The organism is Streptomyces sp. 35G-GA-8 (genome assembly GCF_023534745.1).
Classification (GTDB): domain Bacteria; phylum Actinomycetota; class Actinomycetes; order Streptomycetales; family Streptomycetaceae; genus Streptomyces.
Genome location: NZ_JAMHJQ010000004.1, coordinates 536,772 through 560,396, shown reverse-complemented (window position 1 = coordinate 560,396; position 23,625 = coordinate 536,772). Strand labels below are relative to the sequence as shown.

Annotated in this window: 16 protein-coding genes; 9 read left to right on the top strand and 7 right to left on the bottom strand. The window is 71.4% G+C overall.

Annotation, left to right across the window (positions count from 1 at the left end):
- Positions 1-2 precede the first annotated feature (2 nt).
- Genes M1203_RS11810 through M1203_RS11800 form a run of 3 tightly spaced genes read right to left on the bottom strand, consistent with a single transcriptional unit; the run spans position 3 to position 4,560 of the window.
- Positions 3-950, bottom strand: a complete 948-nt coding sequence (locus M1203_RS11810; RefSeq protein ID WP_249949541.1) for a hydroxymethylglutaryl-CoA lyase — start codon at positions 948-950, stop codon at positions 3-5.
- Positions 947-2,920, bottom strand: a complete 1,974-nt coding sequence (locus tag M1203_RS11805) for a biotin carboxylase N-terminal domain-containing protein (protein ID WP_249949540.1) — start codon at positions 2,918-2,920, stop codon at positions 947-949. The genes M1203_RS11810 and M1203_RS11805 overlap by 4 nt, the downstream gene beginning before the upstream one ends.
- Positions 2,921-2,928: 8 nt before the next feature.
- Positions 2,929-4,560, bottom strand: a complete 1,632-nt coding sequence (locus M1203_RS11800) for a carboxyl transferase domain-containing protein (RefSeq protein WP_249949539.1) — start codon at positions 4,558-4,560, stop codon at positions 2,929-2,931.
- A 114-nt stretch (positions 4,561-4,674) separates the two neighbouring features.
- Between M1203_RS11800 and M1203_RS11795 the strand changes: the two genes are divergently transcribed.
- Both M1203_RS11795 and M1203_RS11790 read left to right on the top strand, forming a co-directional pair.
- Positions 4,675-5,352, top strand: coding sequence for a TetR/AcrR family transcriptional regulator (locus M1203_RS11795; protein ID WP_249949538.1), 678 nt, complete (start codon positions 4,675-4,677; stop codon positions 5,350-5,352).
- 121 nt (positions 5,353-5,473) lie between these two features.
- On the top strand, positions 5,474-6,253 hold the full coding sequence (locus tag M1203_RS11790; RefSeq protein ID WP_249949537.1) for a phosphatase: 780 nt from the start codon (positions 5,474-5,476) through the stop codon (positions 6,251-6,253).
- A 70-nt stretch (positions 6,254-6,323) separates the two neighbouring features.
- Here M1203_RS11790 and M1203_RS11785 read toward each other — a convergent pair whose 3' ends face one another.
- The 3 genes from M1203_RS11785 to M1203_RS11775 all read right to left on the bottom strand — a co-directional run bounded on the left by M1203_RS11785 (position 6,324) and on the right by M1203_RS11775 (position 9,736).
- Positions 6,324-7,481 carry an acyl-CoA dehydrogenase family protein gene (locus tag M1203_RS11785; protein WP_249949536.1) on the bottom strand — a complete coding sequence of 386 codons (1,158 nt, stop codon included), beginning with the start codon at positions 7,479-7,481 and terminating at the stop codon, positions 6,324-6,326.
- Positions 7,482-7,664: 183 nt separating this feature from the next.
- Positions 7,665-8,183, bottom strand: coding sequence for a DUF1203 domain-containing protein (locus M1203_RS11780; RefSeq protein WP_249949535.1), 519 nt, complete (start codon positions 8,181-8,183; stop codon positions 7,665-7,667).
- 116 nt (positions 8,184-8,299) lie between these two features.
- A complete protein-coding gene (locus tag M1203_RS11775; protein WP_249949534.1) occupies positions 8,300-9,736 on the bottom strand; it encodes a PucR family transcriptional regulator in 1,437 nt (478 codons plus the stop codon).
- Between the two features lie 128 nt (positions 9,737-9,864).
- On the opposite strand from M1203_RS11775, the gene M1203_RS11770 reads away from it, so the two are divergent.
- The 7 genes from M1203_RS11770 (at position 9,865) to M1203_RS11740 (ending at position 21,517) form a co-directional block, all read left to right on the top strand.
- Positions 9,865-11,349: a sodium:solute symporter gene (locus tag M1203_RS11770; RefSeq protein ID WP_249949533.1), complete on the top strand. Its 1,485-nt coding sequence runs from the start codon at positions 9,865-9,867 to the stop codon at positions 11,347-11,349.
- A gap of 149 nt (positions 11,350-11,498) precedes the next feature.
- Complete coding sequence (gene speB / locus M1203_RS11765) at positions 11,499-12,536, top strand: agmatinase (protein WP_249949532.1); 1,038 nt, start codon at positions 11,499-11,501, stop codon at positions 12,534-12,536.
- Positions 12,533-14,212, top strand: a complete 1,680-nt coding sequence (locus tag M1203_RS11760) for a thiamine pyrophosphate-binding protein (protein ID WP_249949531.1) — start codon at positions 12,533-12,535, stop codon at positions 14,210-14,212. Before speB ends, M1203_RS11760 begins: the two co-directional genes overlap by 4 nt.
- 202 nt (positions 14,213-14,414) lie before the next feature.
- Complete coding sequence (locus M1203_RS11755; protein WP_249949530.1) at positions 14,415-15,278, top strand: serine hydrolase; 864 nt, start codon at positions 14,415-14,417, stop codon at positions 15,276-15,278.
- A 196-nt stretch (positions 15,279-15,474) separates the two neighbouring features.
- Entirely contained in the window at positions 15,475-19,365 is a 3,891-nt protein-coding gene (locus M1203_RS11750; protein ID WP_249949529.1) for an ABC transporter ATP-binding protein, read from the top strand.
- A gap of 254 nt (positions 19,366-19,619) precedes the next feature.
- Positions 19,620-19,973 (top strand): hypothetical protein, encoded by a 354-nt coding sequence (locus tag M1203_RS11745; protein WP_374402765.1) that lies wholly within the window; start codon positions 19,620-19,622, stop codon positions 19,971-19,973.
- Between the two features lie 104 nt (positions 19,974-20,077).
- Positions 20,078-21,517, top strand: a complete 1,440-nt coding sequence (locus tag M1203_RS11740; protein WP_249949528.1) for a S28 family serine protease — start codon at positions 20,078-20,080, stop codon at positions 21,515-21,517.
- A 136-nt stretch (positions 21,518-21,653) separates the two neighbouring features.
- Here the strand turns inward: M1203_RS11740 and M1203_RS11735 are convergent, their stop codons facing one another.
- A complete protein-coding gene (locus M1203_RS11735) occupies positions 21,654-23,519 on the bottom strand; it encodes a glycoside hydrolase family 3 protein (protein WP_249949527.1) in 1,866 nt (621 codons plus the stop codon).
- Positions 23,520-23,625: the final 106 nt, after the last annotated feature.

Genomic DNA, 23,625 nt, shown 5'->3' with positions numbered 1-23,625 from the left:
GGTCACTCCTTGTGGGAGAGGGCGCGTACGGTACGGGAAGGGCTGGGGCGGCCCAGCCGTTCGGCCAGCCAGTCGCTGGTGGCGACGAGCCGGCCGAGATCGACGCCGGTTTCGATACCGAGGCCGTCGAGCATCCACACGAGGTCTTCGGTGGCGAGATTTCCGGTCGCGCTCTTCGCGTACGGGCAGCCGCCGAGGCCGCCCGCTGAGGCGTCCACGGTGGTCACTCCGTGCTGGAGCGCGGCGAGGGTGTTGGCGAGCGCCTGGCCATAGGTGTCGTGGAAGTGCACCGCGATCGCGTCGGTCGGCACCCCTTCCTCGTTCAGCTCGGCGAGGAGCGTCTGCACATGACCGGGGGTGGCGACGCCGATGGTGTCCCCGAGGCTCAGCTCGTCGCACCCCATGTCCCTGAGGGCCTTGGCGACCCTGACGACCTGGTGGATCGGGACGGGACCCTCCCAGGGGTCGCCGAAACACATCGAGAGATAGCCGCGGACCCACATCCGGTCGTCCTTGGCTCTGGCGACGACCGGCTCGAACATGGCGAGCGACTCGTCGACCGTCCGGTTGAGATTGGCCTTGGCGAAGGACTCCGTGGCGCTGCCGAACACGGCGATACGACGGGCGCCCAGGGCCCTCGCGCGGTCCAGCCCGCGCCCGTTGGGCACGAGCACGGGAAGCTCGATGTCGGGGGCGCCGCCGAGGTCGGCGAGCATCGGGAACAGCTTTTCCGCGTCCGCCAGTTGGGGCACCCACTCGGGGCGGACGAAGCTGGTCGCCTCGATGGTGGTCAGCCCGGCGTGGGCGAGGCGGTGGATGAACTCCGCCTTGACCTCGGTCGGTACGACGGACTTCTCGTTCTGGAGCCCGTCGCGCGCGCCCACCTCATGGATACGGACCCGGGGCGGCACGCCCTGCGCGGGCACCGCCATGGGCAGTCCTTCGGTCATGACTCCTCCTCGGCGGGGCCGGCCGGCGCGACGACGGCCAGCACCTGATCCATGGCGACGGTGGAGCCGGGGGTGACGTCCAGCTCGGTGACCGTGCCGTCGTGCGGGGCGGAGATGACGTGCTCCATCTTCATCGCCTCGACGACCAGGAGGCTCTGACCGGCCGTCACCTCGTCGCCCACGGCCACCTTCACGACGGTGACCGTCCCGGGCATCGGCGCCGTCAGCGCGTCCAGGCCGCCCGCCCCGGCGGCCCCGCGCAGGGCGGCCTCCACGGGGTCGAAGTCCTGGACGTGCCAGCTGTCCCCGTCCCTGCCGAGCCAGTCGCCCGCGCGGTGGAAGGTGTGGGTCACCCCGTCCACGGTCACCGTGACCAGGCCGGGCTCCACCCGGGACCGGTCCGCGGGCGGCGCCTCGACCGTCACGGGTTCGAGCCCCGGCACCCGCAGCGGATGGCCGACCGGGTGGGGTACGCCGCCCAGGCGCCAGCCGTCCGGTACGGAGAAGGGGTCCACCCATTGTGCCGTCGCGGGCGGCAGCAGCCCCGCCTGGCGGACCGCCGCCGCGGCCGCGTACACCTCGGGCGGGACCGTCTCCGAAAGCAGCCCCGCCGCCTCGCGCTCGACCAGGCCCGTGTCCAGCTCGCCCGCGACCACCGAGGGGTGGGCCAGCAGTCGGCGGAGGAATCCGGCGTTGGTCGGGACCCCGAGCGTGACCGTCTCCGCGAGCGCCGCGCGGAGCTTGCGCAGGGCGGTGGCGCGGTCGGGGCCGTACGCGATGACCTTGGAGAGCATCGGATCGTACGCGCTGCCGACCTCCGCGCCCTCGGAGAGGCCCGAGTCGGTCCTTACGCCGTCGCCCTCCGGCTCGCGCAGGGCGAGCACCGTACCGCCGGAGGGCAGAAAGCCGCGGGCGGGATCCTCGGCGCAGACGCGTGCCTCCACCGCATGGCCCTCGAACGCGATGTCGCCCTGGCCGAAGGGCAGTTCCTCACCGGAGGCGATCCGCAGCTGCCACTCCACCAGATCCAGTCCGCGCCGCCCGCCGACCGACACCGCCAGCTCGGTCACCGGGTGCTCGACCTGGAGACGGGTGTTCATCTCCATGAAGAAGTACGACGACGGGTCCCCGCCGGGGACGATGAACTCGACCGTCCCCGCGCCCGCGTAGCCGCACGAGCGCGCCGCCCGGACCGCCGCCTCGCCCATCGCCGCGCGCGTCGCCTCGTCCAGCAGGACGGACGGCGCCTCCTCGATGACCTTCTGGTGGCGGCGCTGGAGCGAGCACTCGCGCTCGCCCAGATGCACCACATTCCCGTGCGTGTCCGCCAGGACCTGGATCTCGATATGGCGCGGGCGGTCCACCCACCGCTCCACCAGGAGCGTGTCGTCCCCGAAGGAGGAGCGCGCCTCGCGCCGGGCCGCCGCGATCTCCTCGGCGAGCGCCGCCTCGGACCGCACCAGCCGCATGCCCTTGCCGCCGCCGCCCGCCGAGGGCTTCAGCAGCACCGGCATCCCGATCCCGCGCGCCGCCTCGGCCAGTTGGTCATCGCTCAGCCCGCCGCCCGAGGAGCCGGGCACCACCGGGACCCCGGCGGCCCGTACGGTCTCCTTGGCGCGGATCTTGTCGCCCATCAGCGCGATGGCGGGGGCGGGCGGTCCGACGAAGACCAGCCCCGCGTCCGCGCAGGCGCGCGCGAAGCCCGCGTTCTCGGCGAGGAAGCCATAGCCGGGGTGGACCGCGCCGGCGCCGGTACGGGCCGCCGCCTCCAGCAGCCGGTCGACGCGGAGATAGCTCTCGGTCGCGGCGGCGGGCCCGATCCGTACGGCGGTGTCGGCCTCCCGTACATGCCGGGCGTCCGCGTCCGCGTCGCTGAACACCGCGACCGAGCGCACGCCCAGCGCCCGCAGGGTGCGGATGACGCGGACCGCGATCTCGCCGCGGTTGGCGATCAGAACCGTGTCGAACATTCCCACCCTCACATCCGGAAGACGCCGAAGCCCTGCGCCGCGCTGTCCCTCAGGGGCAGCGGGGCGTTGGCACACGCGGTCAGGGCCAGACCCACCACCTGGCGGGTCTCCAGCGGGTCGATCACACCGTCGTCCCAGAGGCGCGCGGTCGCGTAGTAGGCGTTGCCCTGGGTCTCGTACTGCGCGCGGATCGGGTCCTTGAAGGACTCCTCGTCCTCGGCGGGCCACTCCTCGCCGCGCCCCTCGATCTGGTCGCGCTTGACGGTGGCCAGCACGGAGGCGGCCTGCTCGCCGCCCATCACCGAGATCTTGGCGTTGGGCCACATCCACAGGAAGCGGGGGGAGTAGGCCCGGCCGCACATCGAGTAGTTGCCCGCCCCGTACGAACCGCCGACCACGACCGTCAGCTTCGGCACCCGCGCGCAGGCGACGGCCGTCACCATCTTCGCGCCGTGCTTGGCGATCCCGCCCGCCTCGTAGTCCCGGCCGACCATGAAGCCCGAGATGTTCTGGAGGAAGAGCAGCGGGATGCCGCGCTGGTCGCACAGCTCGATGAAGTGCGCGCCCTTCTGGGCCGACTCGGAGAACAGGATGCCGTTGTTGGCGACGATGCCGACCGGATGGCCGTGGATCCGCGCGAAGCCGGTGACCAGCGTCGTCCCGAACTCGGACTTGAACTCCGCGAACCGGGAGCCGTCGACCAGCCGCGCGATCACCTCGCGGACGTCGTAGGGCGTACGGGAATCCACCGGCACCGCGCCGTACAGCCCGGCGGGGTCGGCCTTGGGCTCCTCCACCGGCTCGACGGACCAGGGGAGCGGGCCGCGCGCGGGGAGCGTCGAGACGATCGTGCGGACGATGCGCAGCGCGTGCGCGTCGTCCTCGGCGAGATGGTCGGTGACCCCCGAGACCCGGGAGTGCACCTCCCCGCCGCCCAGCTCCTCGGCCGTGACGACCTCGCCGGTCGCCGCCTTCACCAGCGGCGGTCCGCCCAGGAAGATCGTGCCCTGACCGCGGACGATCACGGCCTCGTCGCTCATCGCCGGGACATACGCGCCGCCCGCCGTGCAGGAGCCGAGCACCGCGGCGATCTGTGGGATACCGGCGCCGGACATCCGGGCCTGGTTGTAGAAGATCCGGCCGAAGTGGTCGCGGTCGGGGAAGACCTCGTCCTGCATCGGCAGGAAGGCGCCGCCGGAGTCCACCAGATACAGACAGGGGAGCCGGTTCTCCAGCGCCACCTCCTGGGCGCGGAGGTGCTTCTTCACCGTCATCGGGTAGTACGTACCACCCTTGACCGTGGCGTCATTGGCGACGATCACCACCTCGCGCCCGCTGACCCGGCCGATTCCGGCGATCACCCCGGCGGCCGGGGCGGCGCCGCCGTACATCCCCTCGGCCGCGAGCGGCGCCAGCTCCAGAAAGGGCGAGCCGGGGTCGAGGAGGGTGTCCACCCGGTCGCGCGGGAGCAGCTTCCCGCGCGCGGTGTGCCGGGCGCGCGCCTTCTCGCCGCCTCCGAGGCGTGCCGCGACGAGCCGGGAGCGCAGGCCGTCGGCCAGCTCCTGATGGGCCGCCTCATTGGCCTGCCACGCCTCGGACGCCGGATCGGCGGCGCTCGCCAGCACTGGTGCCTGCCGCATCGCTCGTAGCCCCTTCGCTGGGTTCACTGGTGGCCGGGTTCGGTGAGTTAGTGAGCGTTAACGTGCTGTCTTCAGGTTAACGACCGCTAACGGCCCTGTCTAGAATGATTTCCCATGAGCACCAGGACCGCGGCCCCGACCCGCCGCGAGCAGATCCTCAGCGAGGCCGCGCGCCTCTTCGCCGAGCGGGGGTTCCACGGCGTCGGTGTCGACGAGATAGGGGCGGCCGTCGGCATCAGCGGACCGGGCCTGTACCGCCATTTCGCGGGCAAGGACGCGATGCTCGCCGAACTGCTGGTCGGCATCAGCGGACGGCTGCTGGACGGCGGGAAACTGCGGGTACGGGGCGCGGGCACGGCCGGCGACCCGGCCGCCGTACTGGCCTCGCTGATCGACGGGCACATCGACTTCGCGCTCGACGACCGCCCGCTGATCACCCTCCACGACCGGGAGCTGGACCGGCTCAGGGACAGCGACCGCAAGCTGGTGCGCCAGCTCCAGCGGCAGTATGTGGAGCTGTGGGTCACGGTCGTACGGGAGCTGCACCCGACCGTCCCGGAATCCCAGGCGCGGGGCGCGGTCCACGCGGTCTTCGGCCTGCTGAACTCGACGCCGCATCTCGGCTCACCGGGCGGCGGCCTGCCGGGCCGCGCGGCGACGGAGTCCCTGCTGCGCCGCCTGGCGCACGGCGCGTTCGCGGCGCTGGGCGAGACGGGTGAGACGAGTGAGGCGGGGGAGACGGACGAGTCGGGCGGTACGGGGCGAGCCGGGGGCGCCGCCGGTCGCGGGTGAGGGCGGGCGTACCACGGCAGCGGGGTGGTGCCGGTGTCCGGGCTGGTCGAAGACCGGCCGAAGACCGTCCGGGAACCGGGACACCCGGCGCGGCGCGCGGGCCGGACGGCACAATGGGTTCATGCCGATACCGAGCCGTGCCGCCCTTGTCGACCATCTCGTCCGAACGCGTATCGCCGGGGACGTCGCCACCCCCCGTGACAACAACCTCTCCCACTACCGCAAGCTGGCCAACGGCGACCGCCATTACTGGCTGGGGCTGGAGTTGGGGGACCGCTGGACCGACGAACAGGACGTGCTCGCCGTGATGGCCGAGCGGTGCGGGGTCAGCGACGACCCGGAGCACCGGGCCGGTCAGGACACCATCGACCCCGAGCTGACCGTGGACGGCCTGGAGCGGCTGGCGGCCCGGCTGCGCAAGGCCGCCGCGGGCAAGCAGCGCGTGCTGTTCGCGACCGGCCACCCGGGCGGGCTGCTGGACGTGCACCGGCAGACCGCGGACGCCCTGCGGGCCGCGGGCTGCGAGATCGTCCGGATCCCGGGCGGGCTGACCGCCGACGAGGGCATGGTCTTCCAGTTCGCCGATGTCGCGATGCTGGAGCGCGGCGCGACCCTCTGGCACACGCACTCGCCGGAGCCGATGCGGGCGATCCTGGACGGTCTGGAGCGCGAGGGCAGACCGCAGCCCGATCTGGTCGTCGCGGACCACGGCTGGGCGGGGTGCGCGGGCCAGCGCGGACTGGACTCGGTCGGATACGCGGACTGCAACGACCCGGCGCTCTTCATCGCCGAGGCGGAGGGCACGGTGGAGGTGACCGTCCCGCTGGACGACCATGTCACCGACCCGCGCTTCTACGACCCGATGACCGCCTACCTGCTGAACGAGGCGGGCCTGCTCTGACCGTACGGCCGCGCCGGCCCGCCCCTCGCCGTGGCTTGTCACAGCCCCATCTGTGTGACAGCCCCCTGTGTTACAGCCCCATCGACTTGGCGATGATCATCTTCATGACCTCGCTGGTGCCGCCGTAGATCCGGTTGACGCGGTTGTCCGCGTACAGCCGGGCGATCGGGTACTCGTTCATATAGCCGTAGCCGCCGTGCAGCTGGAGGCACTTGTCGATGACGCGGTGCGCGACCTCGGTGGTGAAGAGCTTCGCCGACGCGGCCTCGGTGGCCGACAGCTCGCCCAGGTCATGGGCCTCCAGCGCGCGGTCGACGACCGCCTCCGCCGCGTCCACCTCGGCCTTGCACGCGGCCAGTTCGAACTTCGTGTTCTGGAACGACGCGACGCTCTTGCCGAAGACCGTCCGCTCCTGGACGTACGCCTGCGCGAACCGGACCGCGGCGGCTGCCTGCGCGTACGCGCCGACGGCGATCCCCAGCCGCTCCTGCGGCAGATTCTGGCCGAGGTAGGCGAAGCCCTTGTTCTCCTCGCCGAGCAGATCCCCGACCGGGACCTTGACATCGGTGAAGGACAGCTCGGCGGTGTCGGAGATCCGCAGGCCCAGCTTGTCGAGCTTGCGGCCGACCGCGTATCCCTCGGACGTGGTGTCCACGACGAGCAGCGAGATGCCGTGCCGGCGGTCCTCGGCGGTCGGGGCGGCGGTACGGGCGCAGACGATGACCCGGTCGGCGTGCACCCCGCCGGTGATGAACGTCTTCGAGCCGTTCAGGACGTAGTGCGTGCCGTCCTCGGAGAGCTTGGCGGTGGTCTTCATACCCGCCAGATCGGAGCCGGTGCCCGGCTCGGTCATGGCGATGGCGTACATCGCCCGGCCGCTGACGAAGTCCGGCAGCCAGCGCTTCTTCTGCTCGTCGGTGGCGTACGCCTTCAAGTAGGGCAGACAGAGCGCGACATGGACGCCGGAGCCGCCGAAGGAGACCCCCGCGCGTGCGCACTCCTCGGTGATGACCGCCTGGAACTTGAACGACTCCTCGCCCGCGCCGCCGTACTCCTCGGGGACCTCGATCCCGAAGATGCCCAGCTCGCCGAGTTGGTGGTAGAAGTCGCGCGGCGCCTGGCCCGCCGCGTACCACTCGTCGTGGACGGGGACGACCTCGGCCTCGATGAAGGCGCGGATGGTCTCCCGGAACGCCTCGTGGTCCTCGTTGTACACGGTGCGGCGCACGAGGTGCCTCCCCTCTTCGCGGCTGAACCGCCGCCGCTCTCGCGGAGGTGGCTGCTCGCCATCGGGGTTGCTCGGTTGATGGTTTCCGCCCCGATGGCTAAGCGCTTGCTCACTCAAGTTACCCGGTAGTTCGTTGCGGTGTCCAGGCCCCGAGAAGGCCGGGGCGTATCCGGCGGTCAGGGCCTACGGTCGCCGGACCTCGAACTGGAAGCAGCCGTACTCCAGGGCCCGCACATGCACCAGAGCCACCTCCGGGTCGGCGAACGCTTCCTCGAAAGCCCGGTCGAACCCGGCCCCGGCGTCGTCCGGGATCTCGAAGAGGCGGCCCCCGACGATCTGTCCGTCGTGGTTGTAACGGCGGATGGTGCGCAGCGCCCCCGGGCGGGCGAAGGGGTACCCCCGGGGTTCCCGCGGCTCTTCGCACGCGTCGGCGTGGATGAACACCGGTCCGGCCTCGTCATAGGCGCCGGGCTGGGCCCACGTCTCCGACGCCCAGCGGCGCAGCGGCGCGTACGAGACCAGCGCGACCCGGTCGCCGGGCTCGATGGCCCGCAGACAGCAGCGCAGCGGGCTGCCCACGCAATCGAGGGGGACGCCGTCCTCGCGCGCGATGTACGGCCGCACCGGCCGCCCGGAGTCGTCGATGTCGCGGAGCTCCTTGAGCGCGGAGGGAGGAATGGGGAGGGGTGTGTACGTCGTCATGAGCCCCAGCGTCGGCGTCCGGTCCTCTGTGCGCTGGCGGAATTCGGACGCGATGTTCGGCCCGAGTGTCCGGCGTGTGGCCCGCGTACGGCCGGGGGCCGGTCCGCCGCCCCACGTCACGCCCAGCGCAGCGCGAACCACAGCTCCATCCGTACGTCGGCGTCGTCCAGATCCATGTCCAGCAGGGCCGCGCAGCGCCCGATCCGCTGGCGGACGGTGTTGCGGTGGACGGTCAGGGCCACCGCCGTACGGTCCCAGCTGCCGTGCAGCGAGAGCCAGGCGCGCAGCGTCTCGACCAGGGCCGGGGAGCCGGTGAGCGGCGCGAGGCGGGTGCGGGCGTGGGCGGCGGCCTCCTCGGGGGCGAACAGGCCGGTGATGCCCTCCCCTCGGTGGCGCACGAGCGGGGTACGGGTGGCCTCGGCGCGGCGCAGCGCGCGCTCGGCGCGGGCGTCGGCGGCGGCCAGTCCCGCCGGTTCCACCGGTTCGCTGACGCCCAGGGTCCAGCCGGGCCGTGCCGTGACCTCGCGGTCGGTGACGATCCGGGTCGTGGTGCCGTCCGTCTCGACCAGCGCGCTGCCCAGCGCCGCCGCCAGCGCGCCCGCCGCGAAGGGCGTGGCGCCGCCGCGCGCGTGCACGACACTCCATGGCCCGGGCCCGAGCAGCGGCGCGGCCTCTTCGGGCGTGGCGCCCAGCAGCAGCCGTACGAGCGCCGCCGAGCGGCCCGCCTCGGCCGCGCTCTGATGGGGGGCCGTGAGCAGGGACAGGAGAACGACGGCGACGCCGGCGACCGTGTGGTCCCCGGCCTCGCGTACGTCGGTGACCACGCCGAGGACGAGTCCCTGGCCGCCGCCGAGCGCGTAGGCGGCGAGCTGGGCACCGTGCGCGGTGTCGGTGGCGGACGCGGGTCCGCCCCGTACCACCCGGGCCAGCCGGGCCAGGGCCGTACGCGCCCCCGGCGACGGCGCCTGGCCCGTGGCGTACAGCTCCGCGCCGTCCGGCGCGAACAGCACCGCGCGGCCCCTCAGCCGCGTCGCCAGCTGCCGCAGCACCGAGGGCACCGGGTCCTGACGCGCTGCGGCTGCCGCCAGGCCCTGCTGCGCCTGGGTCACCCGGCGCAGCTCGCGGTGGCGTGCCTCCGCCATCAGCCGCCACACCCCGCGTGCGACCGTGGTGAACGGGGTACGGGGCGGTACTTCGAGCAGGGGCAGACCGTGCCGGTCGCATGCCTCGACGAGCGCGGGCGGCACCGTGTCGTACACCGGCGTCACCCCGAAACCGAGCGCCCCCGCGCCCGCTTCGACCACCCGCGCCGCGTACTCGTCCGCGTACGCGTCGCTGAGCTGGACACCGGCGGTCAGCAGCAGCTCCCCGCCGAGCAGATACGGATAGGGATCGGCCATCTCGGAGGTGTGCACCCAGTGCACCACCTGAGAGCCGTCGTCCGGCGGCCCGGCGATCCGGCGCAGCCCGAGATCCCGGTCCGCCAGCAGCGCGGTCAGCGGAATCGGCGGGGTGGGCGGGGGAGCGGCGGGGCGCGCGGTGGGGTTCGTCATGGATATTCCATCCATCATTCGTACGCGGAATGGATGAAACGTACACTTCAGCGACGGTTTCCGGCCACCTACCGTCATGACCCACAAGAACGCGGGATGAAGAGTTCGAGTCGAGACGGAGAAAGCCCATGGCTGTCGATTACGCGGTGATCGTCGTCTATCTGGCCGGCATGCTGGCCATGGGCTGGTGGGGCATGCGCCGCGCCAGGTCCAAGAGCGAGTTCCTGGTCGCGGGCCGCAGGCTGGGCCCCTGGATGTATTCGGGCACGATGGCCGCGATCGTCCTCGGCGGCGCCTCCACGATCGGCGGGGTCGGCCTCGGCTACAAGCACGGGCTGTCCGGCGCCTGGATGGTCTTCACCATCGGCCTCGGCCTGCTCGCCCTTTCCGTCTTCTTCTCCGCGCGGATCGCCCGGCTGAAGGTCTACACCGTCTCCGAGATGCTCGATCTGCGCTACGGCGGCCGGGCCGGGGTCATCTCGGGCATCGTGATGTGGGCGTACACGCTGATGCTCGCGGTCACCTCGACCATCGCGTACGCCACGATCTTCGACGTCCTCTTCGATCTGAACCGCACCGTCTCGATCGTCCTGGGCGGCGCGATCGTCGTCGCGTACTCGACGCTCGGCGGCATGTGGTCCATCACGCTCACCGACATGGTGCAGTTCGTGGTCAAGACCGTCGGGGTGCTGCTGCTCCTGCTGCCCATCGCGGTGGTCAAGGCGGGCGGGTTCAGCGAGATGCGGGCGCAGCTGCCGGACGAGTACTTCGCGCCGTTCGGCATCGGCGGCGAGACGATCTTCACCTATGTGCTGATCTACACCTTCGGCATGCTGATCGGACAGGACATCTGGCAGCGGGTGTTCACGGCGCGCGGCGACAAGGTGGCGCGCTGGGGCGGCACCGTCGCCGGTACGTACTGTCTGATGTACGCGCTGGCCGGAGCGGTCATCGGGACCGCCGCCAAGGTGCTCTACCCGAATCTGGGCAGCGCGGACGACGCGTTCGCGACCATCGTCAAGGACGAACTGCCGATGGGCGTACGGGGGCTGGTGCTGGCCGCCGCCCTCGCGGCCGTGATGTCGACCTCCTCGGGCGCCCTGATCGCCTGCGCCACCGTCGCGAACAACGACATCTGGTCGCGGCTGCGGAGGGCCGGCGGCCGGGGCGGCGGGGCGGACGGCGCCGAGCACGACGAGGTCAAGGGGAACCGGCTGTTCATCCTGATCATGGGGATCGGCGTCATCGTCATCGCGATCGCGCTGAACGATGTCGTCGAGGCGCTCACCGTCGCGTACAACCTGCTCGTCGGCGGACTGCTGGTGCCGATCCTCGGCGGTCTGCTCTGGAAGCGCGGGACGGTGCACGGCGCGCTGGCCGGCGTGATCGTCGGCGGCCTGGCCGTCGTGGGGCTGATGGCGACGTACGGCATCCTCGCCAACGAGCCTGTCTACTACGGCCTGTTGTCCTCACTGGCCGCCTATCTGATCGTCAGCCTGGCGACCAGGCCGACGGACGAAGCGGTGCTCGCCGCGTGGCGGCGCCGGCTCGCGGGCGAGGCCGATGACGAGAGCCCCGAGACCCCCTCGGAACCAGCCGTTCCGGTGGGCTGAGGGCGGCGGACCACACCCGGACCGGCCCCTTGTCGGTGTTGTCAGCGGGACGGTCCATTCTTGACAGAGCACCACACAGCAGCACGCAGCGGCGTTTGTCGGTATACGGCAGCACCGAGCCGCGCGAGCAGAACCCGGAGAGCCCGACGATGAGCAGCAACGGAAACGAATCCCAGGTCCCCGGCGCCGGGGGCGACGGCGGGAGCGGCGACGGCGGGAGCGGCGAGGTCGGTCCACGCGGTCCGGTCGACTCGTCCCGGGTCCCGAGGTACGCGGGCCCGGCCACCTTCGCCCGGCTGCCCCGCCTCGACGAGGTCGGCACCGCCGATGTCGCCGTCGTCGGCGTCCCCTTCGACACCGGCGTCTCCTACCGCCCCGGTGCCCGCTTCGGCGGGAACGCGATCCGGGAGGCGTCGCGCCTGCTGCGCCCGTACAACCCGGCCCAGGACGCCTCCCCGTTCGCGCTGGCGCAGGTCGCCGACGCCGGGGACATCGCCGCCAATCCGTTCAACATCAACGAGGCCGTCGACACCATCGAGGCCGCCGCCGACGAACTGCTCGGGACCGGCGCACGCCTGATGACCCTCGGCGGCGACCACACCATCGCGCTGCCGCTGCTGCGCTCGGTGGCGAAGCGGCACGGCCCGGTCGCGCTGCTCCACTTCGACGCCCATCTGGACACCTGGGACACCTACTTCGGCGCCGAGTACACGCACGGCACGCCGTTCCGCCGGGCCGTCGAGGAGGGCATCCTCGATACGGAGGCGCTCTCCCACGTCGGTACGCGCGGCCCGCTCTACGGCAAGCGGGATCTGGACGACGACGCCAGGATGGGCTTCGGGATCGTCACGTCCGCCGATGTGATGCGCCGGGGCGTCGACGAGATCGCGGACCAGCTGCGGCAGCGCATCGGGGATCGTCCGCTGTACATCTCCATCGACATCGATGTGCTCGACCCGGCGCACGCGCCGGGCACAGGCACACCCGAGGCGGGCGGGCTGACCTCCCGTGAACTCCTCGAAATAGTGCGGGGGCTGGCCTCCTGCCATCTCGTCTCGGCGGATGTCGTCGAGGTCGCGCCCGCGTACGACCACGCGGAGATCACCTCCGTCGCCGCCTCCCACACGGCGTACGAACTGACGACGATCATGTCCCGGCAGATCGCCGCCGGAAGGGCGTCGAAGTGACCCACGACCACGAGCACGACCATGGGCCCCGGCCCCTCACCCCGGAACAGACCGCCGCGGCCCTGGCGCCGCCCGCCGGGCGCAACGGCGGTGACCTGGTCGTCGAGACGCTCTACGGGCTCGGCGCCACCACGGTGTTCGGGCTGCCGGGACAGCACGCGCTGGGTATGTTCGACGCCCTGCGCCGGTCCTCGCTCCAGTACGTCGGCCTCCGCGTCGAGAACAACGCGGGCTTCGCCGCCGACGCGTACGGCAGGGTCACCGGCGAGGTCGCCCCGCTGCTGCTCTCCACCGGCCCCGGCGCCCTGACCTCGCTCGCCGCGCTCCAGGAGGCGGCGGCCGCCTCGGCGCCCGTCCTCGCGATCTCCAGCCAGGTCCCGACGGCCGGGCTCGGCGGCGGCCGGCACGGCTATCTGCATGAACTCCGCGACCAGCAGGCGTCCTTCCGCGACATCGTGAAGTCCGTGCACCCCGTCCGTGCCGCCTCCCAGATCCCGTCCGCGATCGCCGCCGCCTGGGAGTCCGCGCTCACCGCGCCGCACGGCCCGGTCTGGGTCGAGATCCCGCAGGACGTGCTCCTCGCCGGGACGTCCCTGCCGGTCGTCACCGCCATGGACGCCACGCCGCGCGAGCTGCTGCCCCGTCCCGAACTGACCGCCGTGGCCGCGCACGCGCTGTCCGACGCCGTCCGCCCGGTGATCATCGCGGGCGGTGGAGTCGTACGCGCCGACGCCGCCGGCAAGCTCCGCGCGCTCGCCGAGAAGCTGTCCGCGCCGGTCGTCACCACCTTCGGCGGCAAGGGCGCCTTCCCCTGGGAGCATCCGCTCTCGCTCCAGTCCTGGCTGGAGGACCGCCACACCACGGACTTCCTCGAAGACGCGGACGTCCTGCTGGTGGTCGGGTCCGGGCTCGGCGAACTCTCCTCGAACTACCACACGTTCCGCCCGCGCGGCCGGGTGATCCAGATCGAGGCGGACCTCGGCAAGCTGGAGTCCAACCACCCCGCCCTCGGTATCCACGCCGACGCCCGCAACGCGCTGGCCGCGCTGCTGGACGCGGTGAGCGAGCGCCGGGACCCGGCGGGCGCCGAGTCGGTCCGTACGGTCCTGACGAAGGTACGGGCGAGGATCGCCGCCCAGGACCTCACCCTGGAGCAGCGGGTGCTGGCCTCCGTCCGCGCGGCCCTGCCCGCCGCGGCCCCCAGCTTCTGGGACATGACGATCCTCGCCTACTGGGCCTGGTCCGCCTGGCCGGGCCCGATGCACTCCGGCCAGGGAGCGGGCGGCCTCGGCTACGCCTTCCCCGCGGCCCTGGGCGCGGCGGCGGCCGACCGTACGAAGCCGGTCCTCGCGGTCTCGGGCGACGGCGGCGCGATGTACTCGCTCGCGGAGCTGGCCACCGCCCGGCAGTACGACCTGCCCGTCACCTGGCTGATCGTGGACGACGGCGGCTACGGGATCCTGCGCGAGTACATGACGGACGCCTTCGGCGAGGCGACCGGCACGGAGCTGTCCCGCCCGGACTTCGTGGCGCTGTCCGAGTCCTTCGGTGTCCCGGCGGTCCGTACCACCCCGGAGTCGCTGCGCGAGGACCTGGCCAAGGCCCTCGCGGAACCCGGTCCGTCGGTGGTCGTACTGCCCGCCCTGCTCAGGATGTTCGCCCCGACGCACCTCTGACCGGGAGCCCCGGTGGCGCGGGGCGGTGGCGCAGGGCGGTGGCGTGGGCGGTGGTGCGGCGCGGTGACTGCGGCAAGGGCGACAGTTGTGACAATCGCGACATCGATTGGCCGTACAACCATTCACCCGTACGTGTGCATCATGGTCCCCGGGCGCGCCGCGGAGAGCGCGCTCGCCGACGCACCAGGGGTGGGAATCCTTCATGACTCACCAGCGAATACTCCGGCGTGCCCGGGGCCCGCTCGCCGCTGCCCTGGCGGCGGGCGTACTCGCGCCGGTGACCGCGGGAGCGGCGCCCGCCGCGGCGGCGGCTCCGGCCGTCGCCTGCACCTCGGACAGGACCGGGCTCGGGGCCGAGCTCGCCAAGGACATCACCGCGTCGCTCAAGGGCCGGAAGTCCACCACGGCCGTCGCCGTCCAGGACCGCACGACCAATACCCGGTGCGGCCTGCGCGCCACGCAGCAGTTCGACTCCGCCAGTGTGGTCAAGGTCACTGTCCTCGCGACCCTGCTCTGGGACGCCCAGAAGACCGGGCGCGAGCTGACCGAGCGTGAGACCGATCTCGCCACGGCCATGATCACCAAGTCGGACAACGCGTCGACCAGCGCGCTGTGGAAACAGCTCGGCCCGACGAAGGTCAAGGGCTTCCTCAAGGCGGCGGGGATGACCCGGACCGTGCCGGGCGCGAGAGGCTCCTGGGGCCTCACGCAGATCACCGCGGAGGACGAGAGGCAGTTGCTGTCCCTGATCACCGCCAAGAACACGGTGCTCAGCGCCGACTCACGCGGCTTCATCCTGGACCGGATGCGCAAGGTCGTCCCGTCCCAGCGCTGGGGCGTACCGGCGGGCGCCCCGGCCGGTGCCACCGTCCAGCTCAAGAACGGCTGGCTCCAGCGCTCCACCCACGGCTGGCGCGTGCACAGCGTGGGCGCCTTCACGGGCAAGGGCCACGACTACACGATCGCCGTGCTCACCCACGACGACACGACGATGAACGACGGCATCAACACCGTCCAGGCCGTGGCCAGGGCCGTCCACAAGGACCTCGTCCAGGCCGGCGCCTGAAGGTCGCCCAGCGGTCTCGGCGTCGACAGGTCCCAGCAAACGAGGTCTCAGCAACGAGGTCCCAGCACCGGGAGGTCCTAGGACCCGCTGCCGAGTGCGTCTGGGCCCATGGACCGGTATTTGTTGCGGAGGGATGAAATCCGCGACGGCCCGCGTTGGTGCCTTCCGGCAGTTCAGGTCGATCGGGAGGCACTCAGTGGCGGCGGCGGAGCAGGGCTGGGCACGGCGGCTCACCGGGTACGCGTGGCGGTATCGGCGCAATGTGGTGCTCGCTCTCGGGTCCTCGCTCGCCGGGATGGCGGTGATGGCTCTCGTCCCACTGATCACCAAGGTCGTCATCGACGATGTCATCGGGGGCGGCGACCGCTCCCTTCTCGTCTGGACCGGTCTGCTGATCGTCGCGGCCCTCGCGGTCTACGTCATGACGTTCATCCGCCGCTACTACGGCGGGCGGCTCGCCCTCGACGTCCAGCACGATCTGCGTACCGAGATGTACGACACCATCGCCCGGCTCGACGGGCGGCGCCAGGACACGCTCTCCACCGGCCAGGTCATCGGCCGCGCCACCAGCGACCTCCAGCTCATCCAGGGCCTGCTCTTCATGCTGCCGATGACCATCGGCAATGTGCTGCTGTTCCTGATCTCCCTCGTGATCATGGCGTGGCTGTCGCCGCCGCTGACACTGATAGCGCTGGCGGTCGCCCCCGCCGTCTGGTTCATAGCCCGCCGCAGCCGCACCCGGCTGCACCCCGCCACCTGGTACGCCCAGTCGCAGGCCGCGGCCGTCGCCGGGGTCGTGGACGGGGCCGTCTCCGGCGTACGCGTGGTCAAGGGGTTCGGCCAGGAGGACCAGGAGACGGGCAAGCTCCGCGAGGCCGGCCGCAAGCTGTTCGCCGGGCGGCTGCGCACCATCAGGCTCAACGCCCGCTACACCCCGGCCCTCCAGGCCGTCCCCGCGCTCGGGCAGGTCGCGATGCTGGCGCTCGGCGGCTGGCTGGCCACCCGGGGGCAGATATCCCTGGGCACGTTCGTCGCCTTCTCCACCTATCTCGCCCAGCTCGTCGGCCCCGTCCGGATGCTCGCCATGGTGCTGACCATCGGGCAGCAGGCGCGGGCCGGGGTGGAACGGGTGCTGGAGCTGATCGATACGGAACCGACGCTTCAGGACGGTACGAAGGAGCTTCCGGCGGACGCCGAGGCATCGGTCGAGTTCGACGACGTGTCGTTCGCGTACGAGGACGGGCGGACCGTCCTCGAAGGCTTCTCGCTGGAGATGCGGCCCGGCGAGACCGTCGCCGTCGTCGGCTCGTCCGGCAGCGGAAAGTCCACCGTCTCGCTGCTGCTGCCCCGCTTCTACGACGTGACCCACGGGGCGGTCCTCGTCGGCGGGCATGACGTACGCGAGCTGACCCTCCACTCGCTGCGGGCCGCCATCGGGCTCGTACCGGAAGACAGCTTCCTCTTCTCCGACACCGTCCGCGCCAACATCGCCTACGGAAAGCCGGACGCCACCGAGGAGGAGATCCTCCGGGCCACCCGCGCAGCTCAGGCCCATGGTTTCATCTCGGAACTGCCCGCCGGCTATGACACCAAGGTGGGCGAGCAGGGCCTCACACTCTCCGGCGGACAGCGCCAGCGCATCGCCCTCGCGCGGGCCATCCTCACCGACCCCCGGCTGCTCGTCCTCGACGACGCCACCTCCGCCGTGGACGCCCGGGTGGAGCACGAGATCCATGACGCGCTGCGCGCCGTGATGGCGGGCCGTACGACGCTGCTCATCGCCCACCGCCGCTCCACCCTCGGACTGGCGGACCGTATCGCCGTACTGGACGGCGGGCGGCTCGCGGACATCGGTACGCATGAGGAGCTTCAGCGGCGCTCCGCCCTCTACCGGCGGCTGCTGACCGAGCCCGACGAACTGGGCGGGGTCTCGCCCGGTCACACCCCGGTCGCGGCCGAGTCCGAGGCGTCGGCCGAATCCCTGGAGCCACTGGAGTCCGTGGAGGCTCTGGAATGCCTGGAGTCCACGGGGTCCTTGGGGTCCTTGGGGTCCGTGGCGGACGCCCGCGCCCTCCAGGCCGAGATCGACGCGGAGTTCGACGCCGAGCGCGGCGTCACCCCCGCCCTGTGGGAGCGGAACGAGGCACGCGGGGACGGCTCGTCCGACTCCGCGGCCCCCGGTGCCACGCCCGAACTGCTCGCCCAGGTCGAGGCGCTGCCCCCGGCCACCGACCAGCCCGCGATCGACGAGGCGCGCGCCGTGGCGGCCGAGGACGCGTACGGGCTGCGCCGGCTGCTGCGCGGGTTCGGACTGCCGCTGCTGGTCAGCCTGGCGCTCGTGGCCGTGGACGCGGGGATGGGCCTGCTGCTCCCGGTCCTCATCCGGCACGGCATCGACCAGGGCGTCGAGCAGCTGGCCCTCGGCGCCGTCTGGACGGCCGCCTCGCTCGGTCTGCTGACCGTACTCGTCCAGTGGGCGGCGCAGATCGGTGAGACCCGCAAGACCGGCCGCACCGGCGAACGCGTCCTCTACGCGCTGCGGCTCAAGATCTTCGCCCAGCTCCAGCGGCTCGGACTCGACTACTACGAGCGTGAGCTGACGGGCCGGATCATGACCCGTATGACGACCGATGTCGACGCCCTGTCGACCTTCCTGCAGACCGGTCTCGTCACCGCGTTCGTCTCCGTCGTCACCTTCTTCGGCATCCTGGTGGCGCTGCTGGTGATCGATGTGGAACTGGCGCTGGTGGTCTTCGCGACCCTGCCCGTGCTGATAGTCGGTACGTACTTCTTCCGCCGTAAGAGCGTGCAGGCGTACGAACTGGCCCGCGAGCGCATCAGCGTCGTCAACGCGGACCTCCAGGAGTCCGTGTCCGGGCTGCGGATCGTCCAGGCGTTCCGGCGCGAGAAGGACGGCGGCGAGCGCTTCGCGGCCCGCAGCGACCACTACCGCTCGGCGCGGGTGCGGGGTCAGTGGCTGATATCGGTCTACTTCCCCTTCGTCCAGCTGCTCTCCTCGGTGGCCGCCGCCGCGGTGCTGATCGTGGGCGCGGGACGGGTGGAGGCGGGCACGCTGACGACCGGTGCGCTGGTCGCGTACCTCCTCTACATCGATCTGTTCTTCGCGCCGGTGCAGCAGCTCTCGCAGGTCTTCGACGGCTACCAGCAGGCGACCGTCTCGCTGGGCCGGATCCAGGAACTGCTGCGGGAGCGGACGTCGACGGCCGCCCCGAAGGAGCCGCTGGACGTGCTCTCGCTGCGCGGTGAGATCGCCTTCGAGGGCGTCGAGTTCTCGTACGGAGGCGAGCCCGCCGACGGGACCACTGTCGACAGGACCACCGTCGACGGCGTCCCCGGCGGCGAAGTCCTCTCCGACGGAGGCGCGGAGGCCGCGCTGACCGGGGTGGATCTGCGCATACCCGCCGGCCAGACCGTCGCCTTCGTCGGAGAGACCGGCGCGGGCAAGTCCACGCTGGTCAAGCTGGTCGCGCGGTTCTACGACCCGACCGCGGGCCGGGTGACCGCGGACGGTACGGATCTGCGTGAGCTGGACATGACGGCGTACCGGCACCGGCTCGGTGTCGTACCGCAGGAGGCCTACCTCTTCGCCGGTACGGTCCGGGACGCCATCGCGTACGGGCGCCCCGAGGCGACCGACGCGGAAGTGGAGGCCGCGGCGCGCGCGGTCGGCGCCCACGAGATGATCGCCACGCTGGACGGCGGCTATCTGCACGAGGTCGCCGAGCGCGGCCGCAATCTCTCCGCCGGGCAGCGCCAGTTGATCGCCCTGGCCCGCGCCGAGCTGGTCGATCCGGACATCCTGCTGCTCGACGAGGCGACCGCCGCGCTGGACCTGGCGAGCGAGGCGCTGGTCAACCAGGCCACCGACCGGCTCACCGGCCGCCGTACCACCCTGGTGGTCGCCCACCGGCTGACCACCGCGGCCCGCGCGGACCGGGTGATAGTGATGGACCACGGCCGGGTCGTGGAGGACGGCACACATGAGCAACTGCTCGCGCTCAACGGCCGGTACACGCGCCTGTGGAGCAGCTTCATCGGCGAGGAGGAGCCCGCGGTGGCGCGGTAGGACGCGGGGACAGTACGAGACGCCGAGGGGACAGTACGAGACGTCGCGGGGACAGTGCGAGGCGCGAGGCGCGCAGGGGCGTTCGGAGGGGTACGCAGTGGTACGGGGCGCGGTTCCGCAACCGTTCCGCAACCGTCCGGACGCCCCAGGCGTCGTACGCATGTACACCCGAGTAGCCATGGGGGGCATTCGTGTTCGGTTCGGCTGGGACGGCCCGGAGCGGAAGCGGGACCGGAAAAGCGCTTCTGCACTGCCTGGTGGTGCTGATCGCCACGGGAGCCTCGGTCCTGGCCGGTCCCGGTGCGTCGGGCGCCGAGGCCGCGTCGGTCTGTTCGGGCAGACCGCAGAAGACGGTCAGCTTCGCCACCGGTGAGCTGCGGGTCTACAAGGACCGCGCCTACGCCTGCGCGGTCACCGTCGCCAAGAACCCCGGACCCAGGCGCGCGATGTCGGTCAGCCTCCAACCGCGCGGCGGCAGCCCGGTCGTGGACAGCGGCGACTACACACGGCGGGCCGGCCCGGTCACGGTGCACGCGCTGAACCGCTGCGTACGGGCGACGGGAGTCGTCTCGGGGCGGAAAGGATCGACCGGCTGGATCCTCTGCTGAGGATTGCGCGGGAGCCCGGTGGGATAAAACGGTCAAGAGGACTGGCGGGTCGGGCAGTGACCGGGCTAGGTTCACGGCGTCTGTCATGAACACAGGGAGTGTGAATGCGCAAGGCGCTGAGATGGGTGTTGTCGCTCGTGCTGGTGATAGGCACGGTGGCCACAGCCGGCGCGGCCACCGCCGCCGATCGGAGTGCGGATCAAAAGACCGCCGCCGACACCGCTGACATCAAGGACCGAATCCTCGCGATCCCGGGGATGAGCCTGATCCAGGAGAAGCCGTACGAGGGTTACCGCTACTTCGTTCTCAACTACACGCAGCCGGTGGACCACCGGAAGCCGTCCAAGGGCACGTTCCAGCAGCGCATCACGCTGCTGCACAAGGACACCAGCCGGCCCACGGTCTTCTTCACCAGCGGCTACAACGTCTCCACCAACCCGAGCCGCAGTGAGCCGACCCGGATCATCGACGGCAACCAGGTCTCGATGGAGTACCGCTTCTTCACGCCGTCGCGCCCGCAGCCGGCCGACTGGTCGAAGCTGGACATCTGGCAGGCGGCCAGCGACCAGCACCGGATCTTCACCGCGCTGAAGAAGATCTACCCCAAGAAGTGGCTCTCCACGGGTGGTTCCAAGGGCGGTATGACCGCCACGTACTTCGAGCGCTACTACCCGCGCGACATGGACGGCGTCGTCGCGTATGTCGCGCCCAACGACGTGTGGAACAACGAGGACTCCGCGTACGACCGGTTCTTCGAGCGCGTCGGCACCAAGGAGTGCCGCGACAAGCTCAACGCCGTGCAGCGTGAGGCGCTGGTCCGGCGTGAACCGCTGGAGGAGAAGTTCAAGGAGTGGGCGGACGCCAACGGCGCCACGTTCCACACGATCGGCACGCTCGACAAGGCCTACGAGGCCACGGTGCTCGACTTCGTCTGGGGCTTCTGGCAGTACAGCCTGCTCTCGGACTGCGACAGCATCCCGGCGGCCACCGTCTCCGACCAGGAGATCTACGACATCGTCGACTCGATCTCCGGCTTCTCGGCCTATACGGACCAGGGCCTGACGACGTACACGCCGTACTACTACCAGGCCGGCACCCAGCTGGGCTCGCCCGACATCAAGCAGCCGCACCTGGGCAATCTGAGCCGGTACGGCTACCAGCCGCCGCGGAACTTCGTACCGCGCGACATCCCCATGAAGTTCAATCCGCTGACGATGCCGGATGTCGACAACTGGGTCCGTCACCACGCGAACCAGATGCTGTTCGTGTACGGCGAGAACGACCCGTGGGGCGCGGAGCCGTTCCGCCTCGGTCATGGCGCGCGTGACAGCTATGTGTATGTCGCGCCGGGCGCCAACCACGGCGCCAATGTCGCGGGTCTGGTCCCGGACCAGCAGGCGAAGGCCACGGCCAGGATCCTCGCCTGGGCGGGCGTCGCCCCGGCCGCTGTGCAGCAGGACGAGTCGAAGGCGAAGCCGCTGGCTCCGTTCGACTCCAAGCTCGACCGCCAGAAGGTGGAGCGGCAGCAGACCCTGCGGCCGTAGCCGGACGGTTGTGTGAGGTGCCCGCCGTTCACCAGGCCATCAGGTCCGGTGAACGGCGGGCACTTCGCCGTCTTCGCTGTCCTCGCCGTCCTCGCCGTGCTACTTCGGTGCCTGTCGGTTCAGTGGCCCAGTCGGTTCAGTAGCCCAGTCCATGGCCGATGGGATACAGCACCCGCGCCGGATCGTCCGCGCGCTGTACCGGCACCGGCAGCCGGCCCTTGGGCCGCGTCCGGCCCGCGATCACCCGCGCCGCGGCGCGCAGTTCGACATCGGTCCATGAGTACGCGGCGAGAGAGGCGGTGACGCCGGTCAGCTGCGCGATGTCGTACGGATTGCGGATGGCGACCGTGACGACGGGCACACCGCTTGCGGCCAACGCGCTGACCAGCGTCCGCTGTGTGCTGGTGGCCGAGACGTTGTACGTGGCCACGACCACCGCGTCCTTGCCCCGCGCGGCCTCCACCGCCGCCTCGATACGCGCCGCGGTCGGCGCCGTACCGGTGGACAGGGCCGTGGCGGTGAAGCCCAGTTCGGTCAGGGCGGCGGCCAGGACGGTCGTCGGCGGACCCGTCGTCCCGGAGGGTGAGGCCGGATCGGCGCCCACGACCAGCAGATTCCTCTCCCGGCGGCGGCTCAGGGGCAGTAGTCCGCGCCCGTTGACGAGCAGGGTGGTGGTGCTGTCGGCGATCCGGTCGGCGGCGGTGAGATGAGCCCGGGTGCCGACCTCGCGGTCCACGTCCCGGGACGAGACATAGGGATCGCCGCGGAACAGCCCCAGCCGCTCCTTCAGTTCGAGGATGCGCAGGACCGACTCCTCCACGCGCCGCTCGGTGAGCTCGCCGCTCTTGACCGCGGCCAGCACGGCGTTCCACGCCACCCGGAGGTCCGGCGGATTGAGCAGCTGGTCGACGCCCGCCTTCAGCGCGAGGACGGGCACCCGGTCGTCGCCGTACTTCTGCCGTACGCCCGCCATCCCGAGCGCGTCGGTGATCACCAGGCCGTCGTAGCCGAGCTGTTCGCGCAGGACGCCCGTGACGATGGGGTGCGAGAGGGTTGCCGGGTCCTCGCTGGGATCGAGGGCGGGGACGACGATGTGCGCGGTCATGATCGAGGTGACACCGGCGGCGATCGCGGCGCGGAACGGTGGCGCGTCCAGCTCCGTCCACTGTTCGCGGGTGTGGTGGATGGTGGGCAGCGCGTAGTGGCTGTCGTCCTTGGTGTCGCCATGACCGGGGAAGTGCTTGGCGGCGGTGGCGATCCCGGCGCTCTGGTACCCCTTGACCTGGGCGGTGACCATCCCGGCCACCGCCTGTGGATCGGCGCCGAAGGACCGTACGCCGATGACGGGATTCGCCGGGTTGACGTTGACGTCCGCGTCCGGCGCGTAGTTCTGGTTGATGCCCATGGCGGCCAGCTCTGTGCCCGCGATCCGGGCGGCCTCCTGGGCGTCGGAGTGCGAACGGGACGCGCCGAGCGCCATCGCGCCCGGCAGCAGCGTGGCGGGCTTGCCGACCCGGGCGACAATGCCGTGCTCCTGATCGGTGGCGATGAGCAGGGGCACGGGAACGCGCTGGGCCAGGCCCGCCTTCTGGATGCCGTTGGAGAGACCGGCGATCTGCTGCGGATCACGGGTGTTGTGCGCCCAGGCGAAGTAGATGATGCCGCCGACGTGGTACGTGGAGATCAGCTCGGCGGCCGTGCGGACCCCGATCTCGGCGAGGTTGGCGTCGATGTCGGCCTGGTCGGGCGCGGTGGCGGAGTGGCCGTACACCCGCATGACGAAGAGCTGACCGACCTTCTCCTCCAGGCTCATACGGCTGATGAGACGGCGGAGCCGGTCGCGGCGGCCGTGGGGGTCGTGGCGGTCGAGGGGGAGTCGGTCGGGGGCTCGCTCGTGGGGTGAGGGAACGGCGGCCGCGGGGACGGTGGCGGTGGCAACAGCCGCCGCCGCTACGGCGGTTGCGGTGAGGAGGGCGCGTCTGGAAATGGTCCGGTCGTGCACTGGTGCTCCTTCCGGCCGTGCGCTGCGAGGGAAGTGAAGGAAACTTCCAAGATTTACGGATATCCGGAAAATAAATGCCAGTCAAGGGACGCGCCACGGAAAGCGT

Coding starts and splice junctions, on each gene's coding strand:
- M1203_RS11770 (WP_249949533.1), top strand. CDS start 9,865: ATGGCTGTCGATTACGCGGTGATCGTCGTCTATCTGGCCGGCATGCTG.
- M1203_RS11810 (WP_249949541.1), bottom strand. CDS start 950: ATGACCGAAGGACTGCCCATGGCGGTGCCCGCGCAGGGCGTGCCGCCC.
- M1203_RS11795 (WP_249949538.1), top strand. CDS start 4,675: ATGAGCACCAGGACCGCGGCCCCGACCCGCCGCGAGCAGATCCTCAGC.
- M1203_RS11755 (WP_249949530.1), top strand. CDS start 14,415: ATGACTCACCAGCGAATACTCCGGCGTGCCCGGGGCCCGCTCGCCGCT.
- M1203_RS11800 (WP_249949539.1), bottom strand. CDS start 4,560: ATGCGGCAGGCACCAGTGCTGGCGAGCGCCGCCGATCCGGCGTCCGAG.
- M1203_RS11780 (WP_249949535.1), bottom strand. CDS start 8,183: ATGACGACGTACACACCCCTCCCCATTCCTCCCTCCGCGCTCAAGGAG.
- speB (WP_249949532.1), top strand. CDS start 11,499: ATGAGCAGCAACGGAAACGAATCCCAGGTCCCCGGCGCCGGGGGCGAC.
- M1203_RS11775 (WP_249949534.1), bottom strand. CDS start 9,736: ATGACGAACCCCACCGCGCGCCCCGCCGCTCCCCCGCCCACCCCGCCG.
- M1203_RS11790 (WP_249949537.1), top strand. CDS start 5,474: ATGCCGATACCGAGCCGTGCCGCCCTTGTCGACCATCTCGTCCGAACG.
- M1203_RS11740 (WP_249949528.1), top strand. CDS start 20,078: ATGCGCAAGGCGCTGAGATGGGTGTTGTCGCTCGTGCTGGTGATAGGC.
- M1203_RS11805 (WP_249949540.1), bottom strand. CDS start 2,920: ATGTTCGACACGGTTCTGATCGCCAACCGCGGCGAGATCGCGGTCCGC.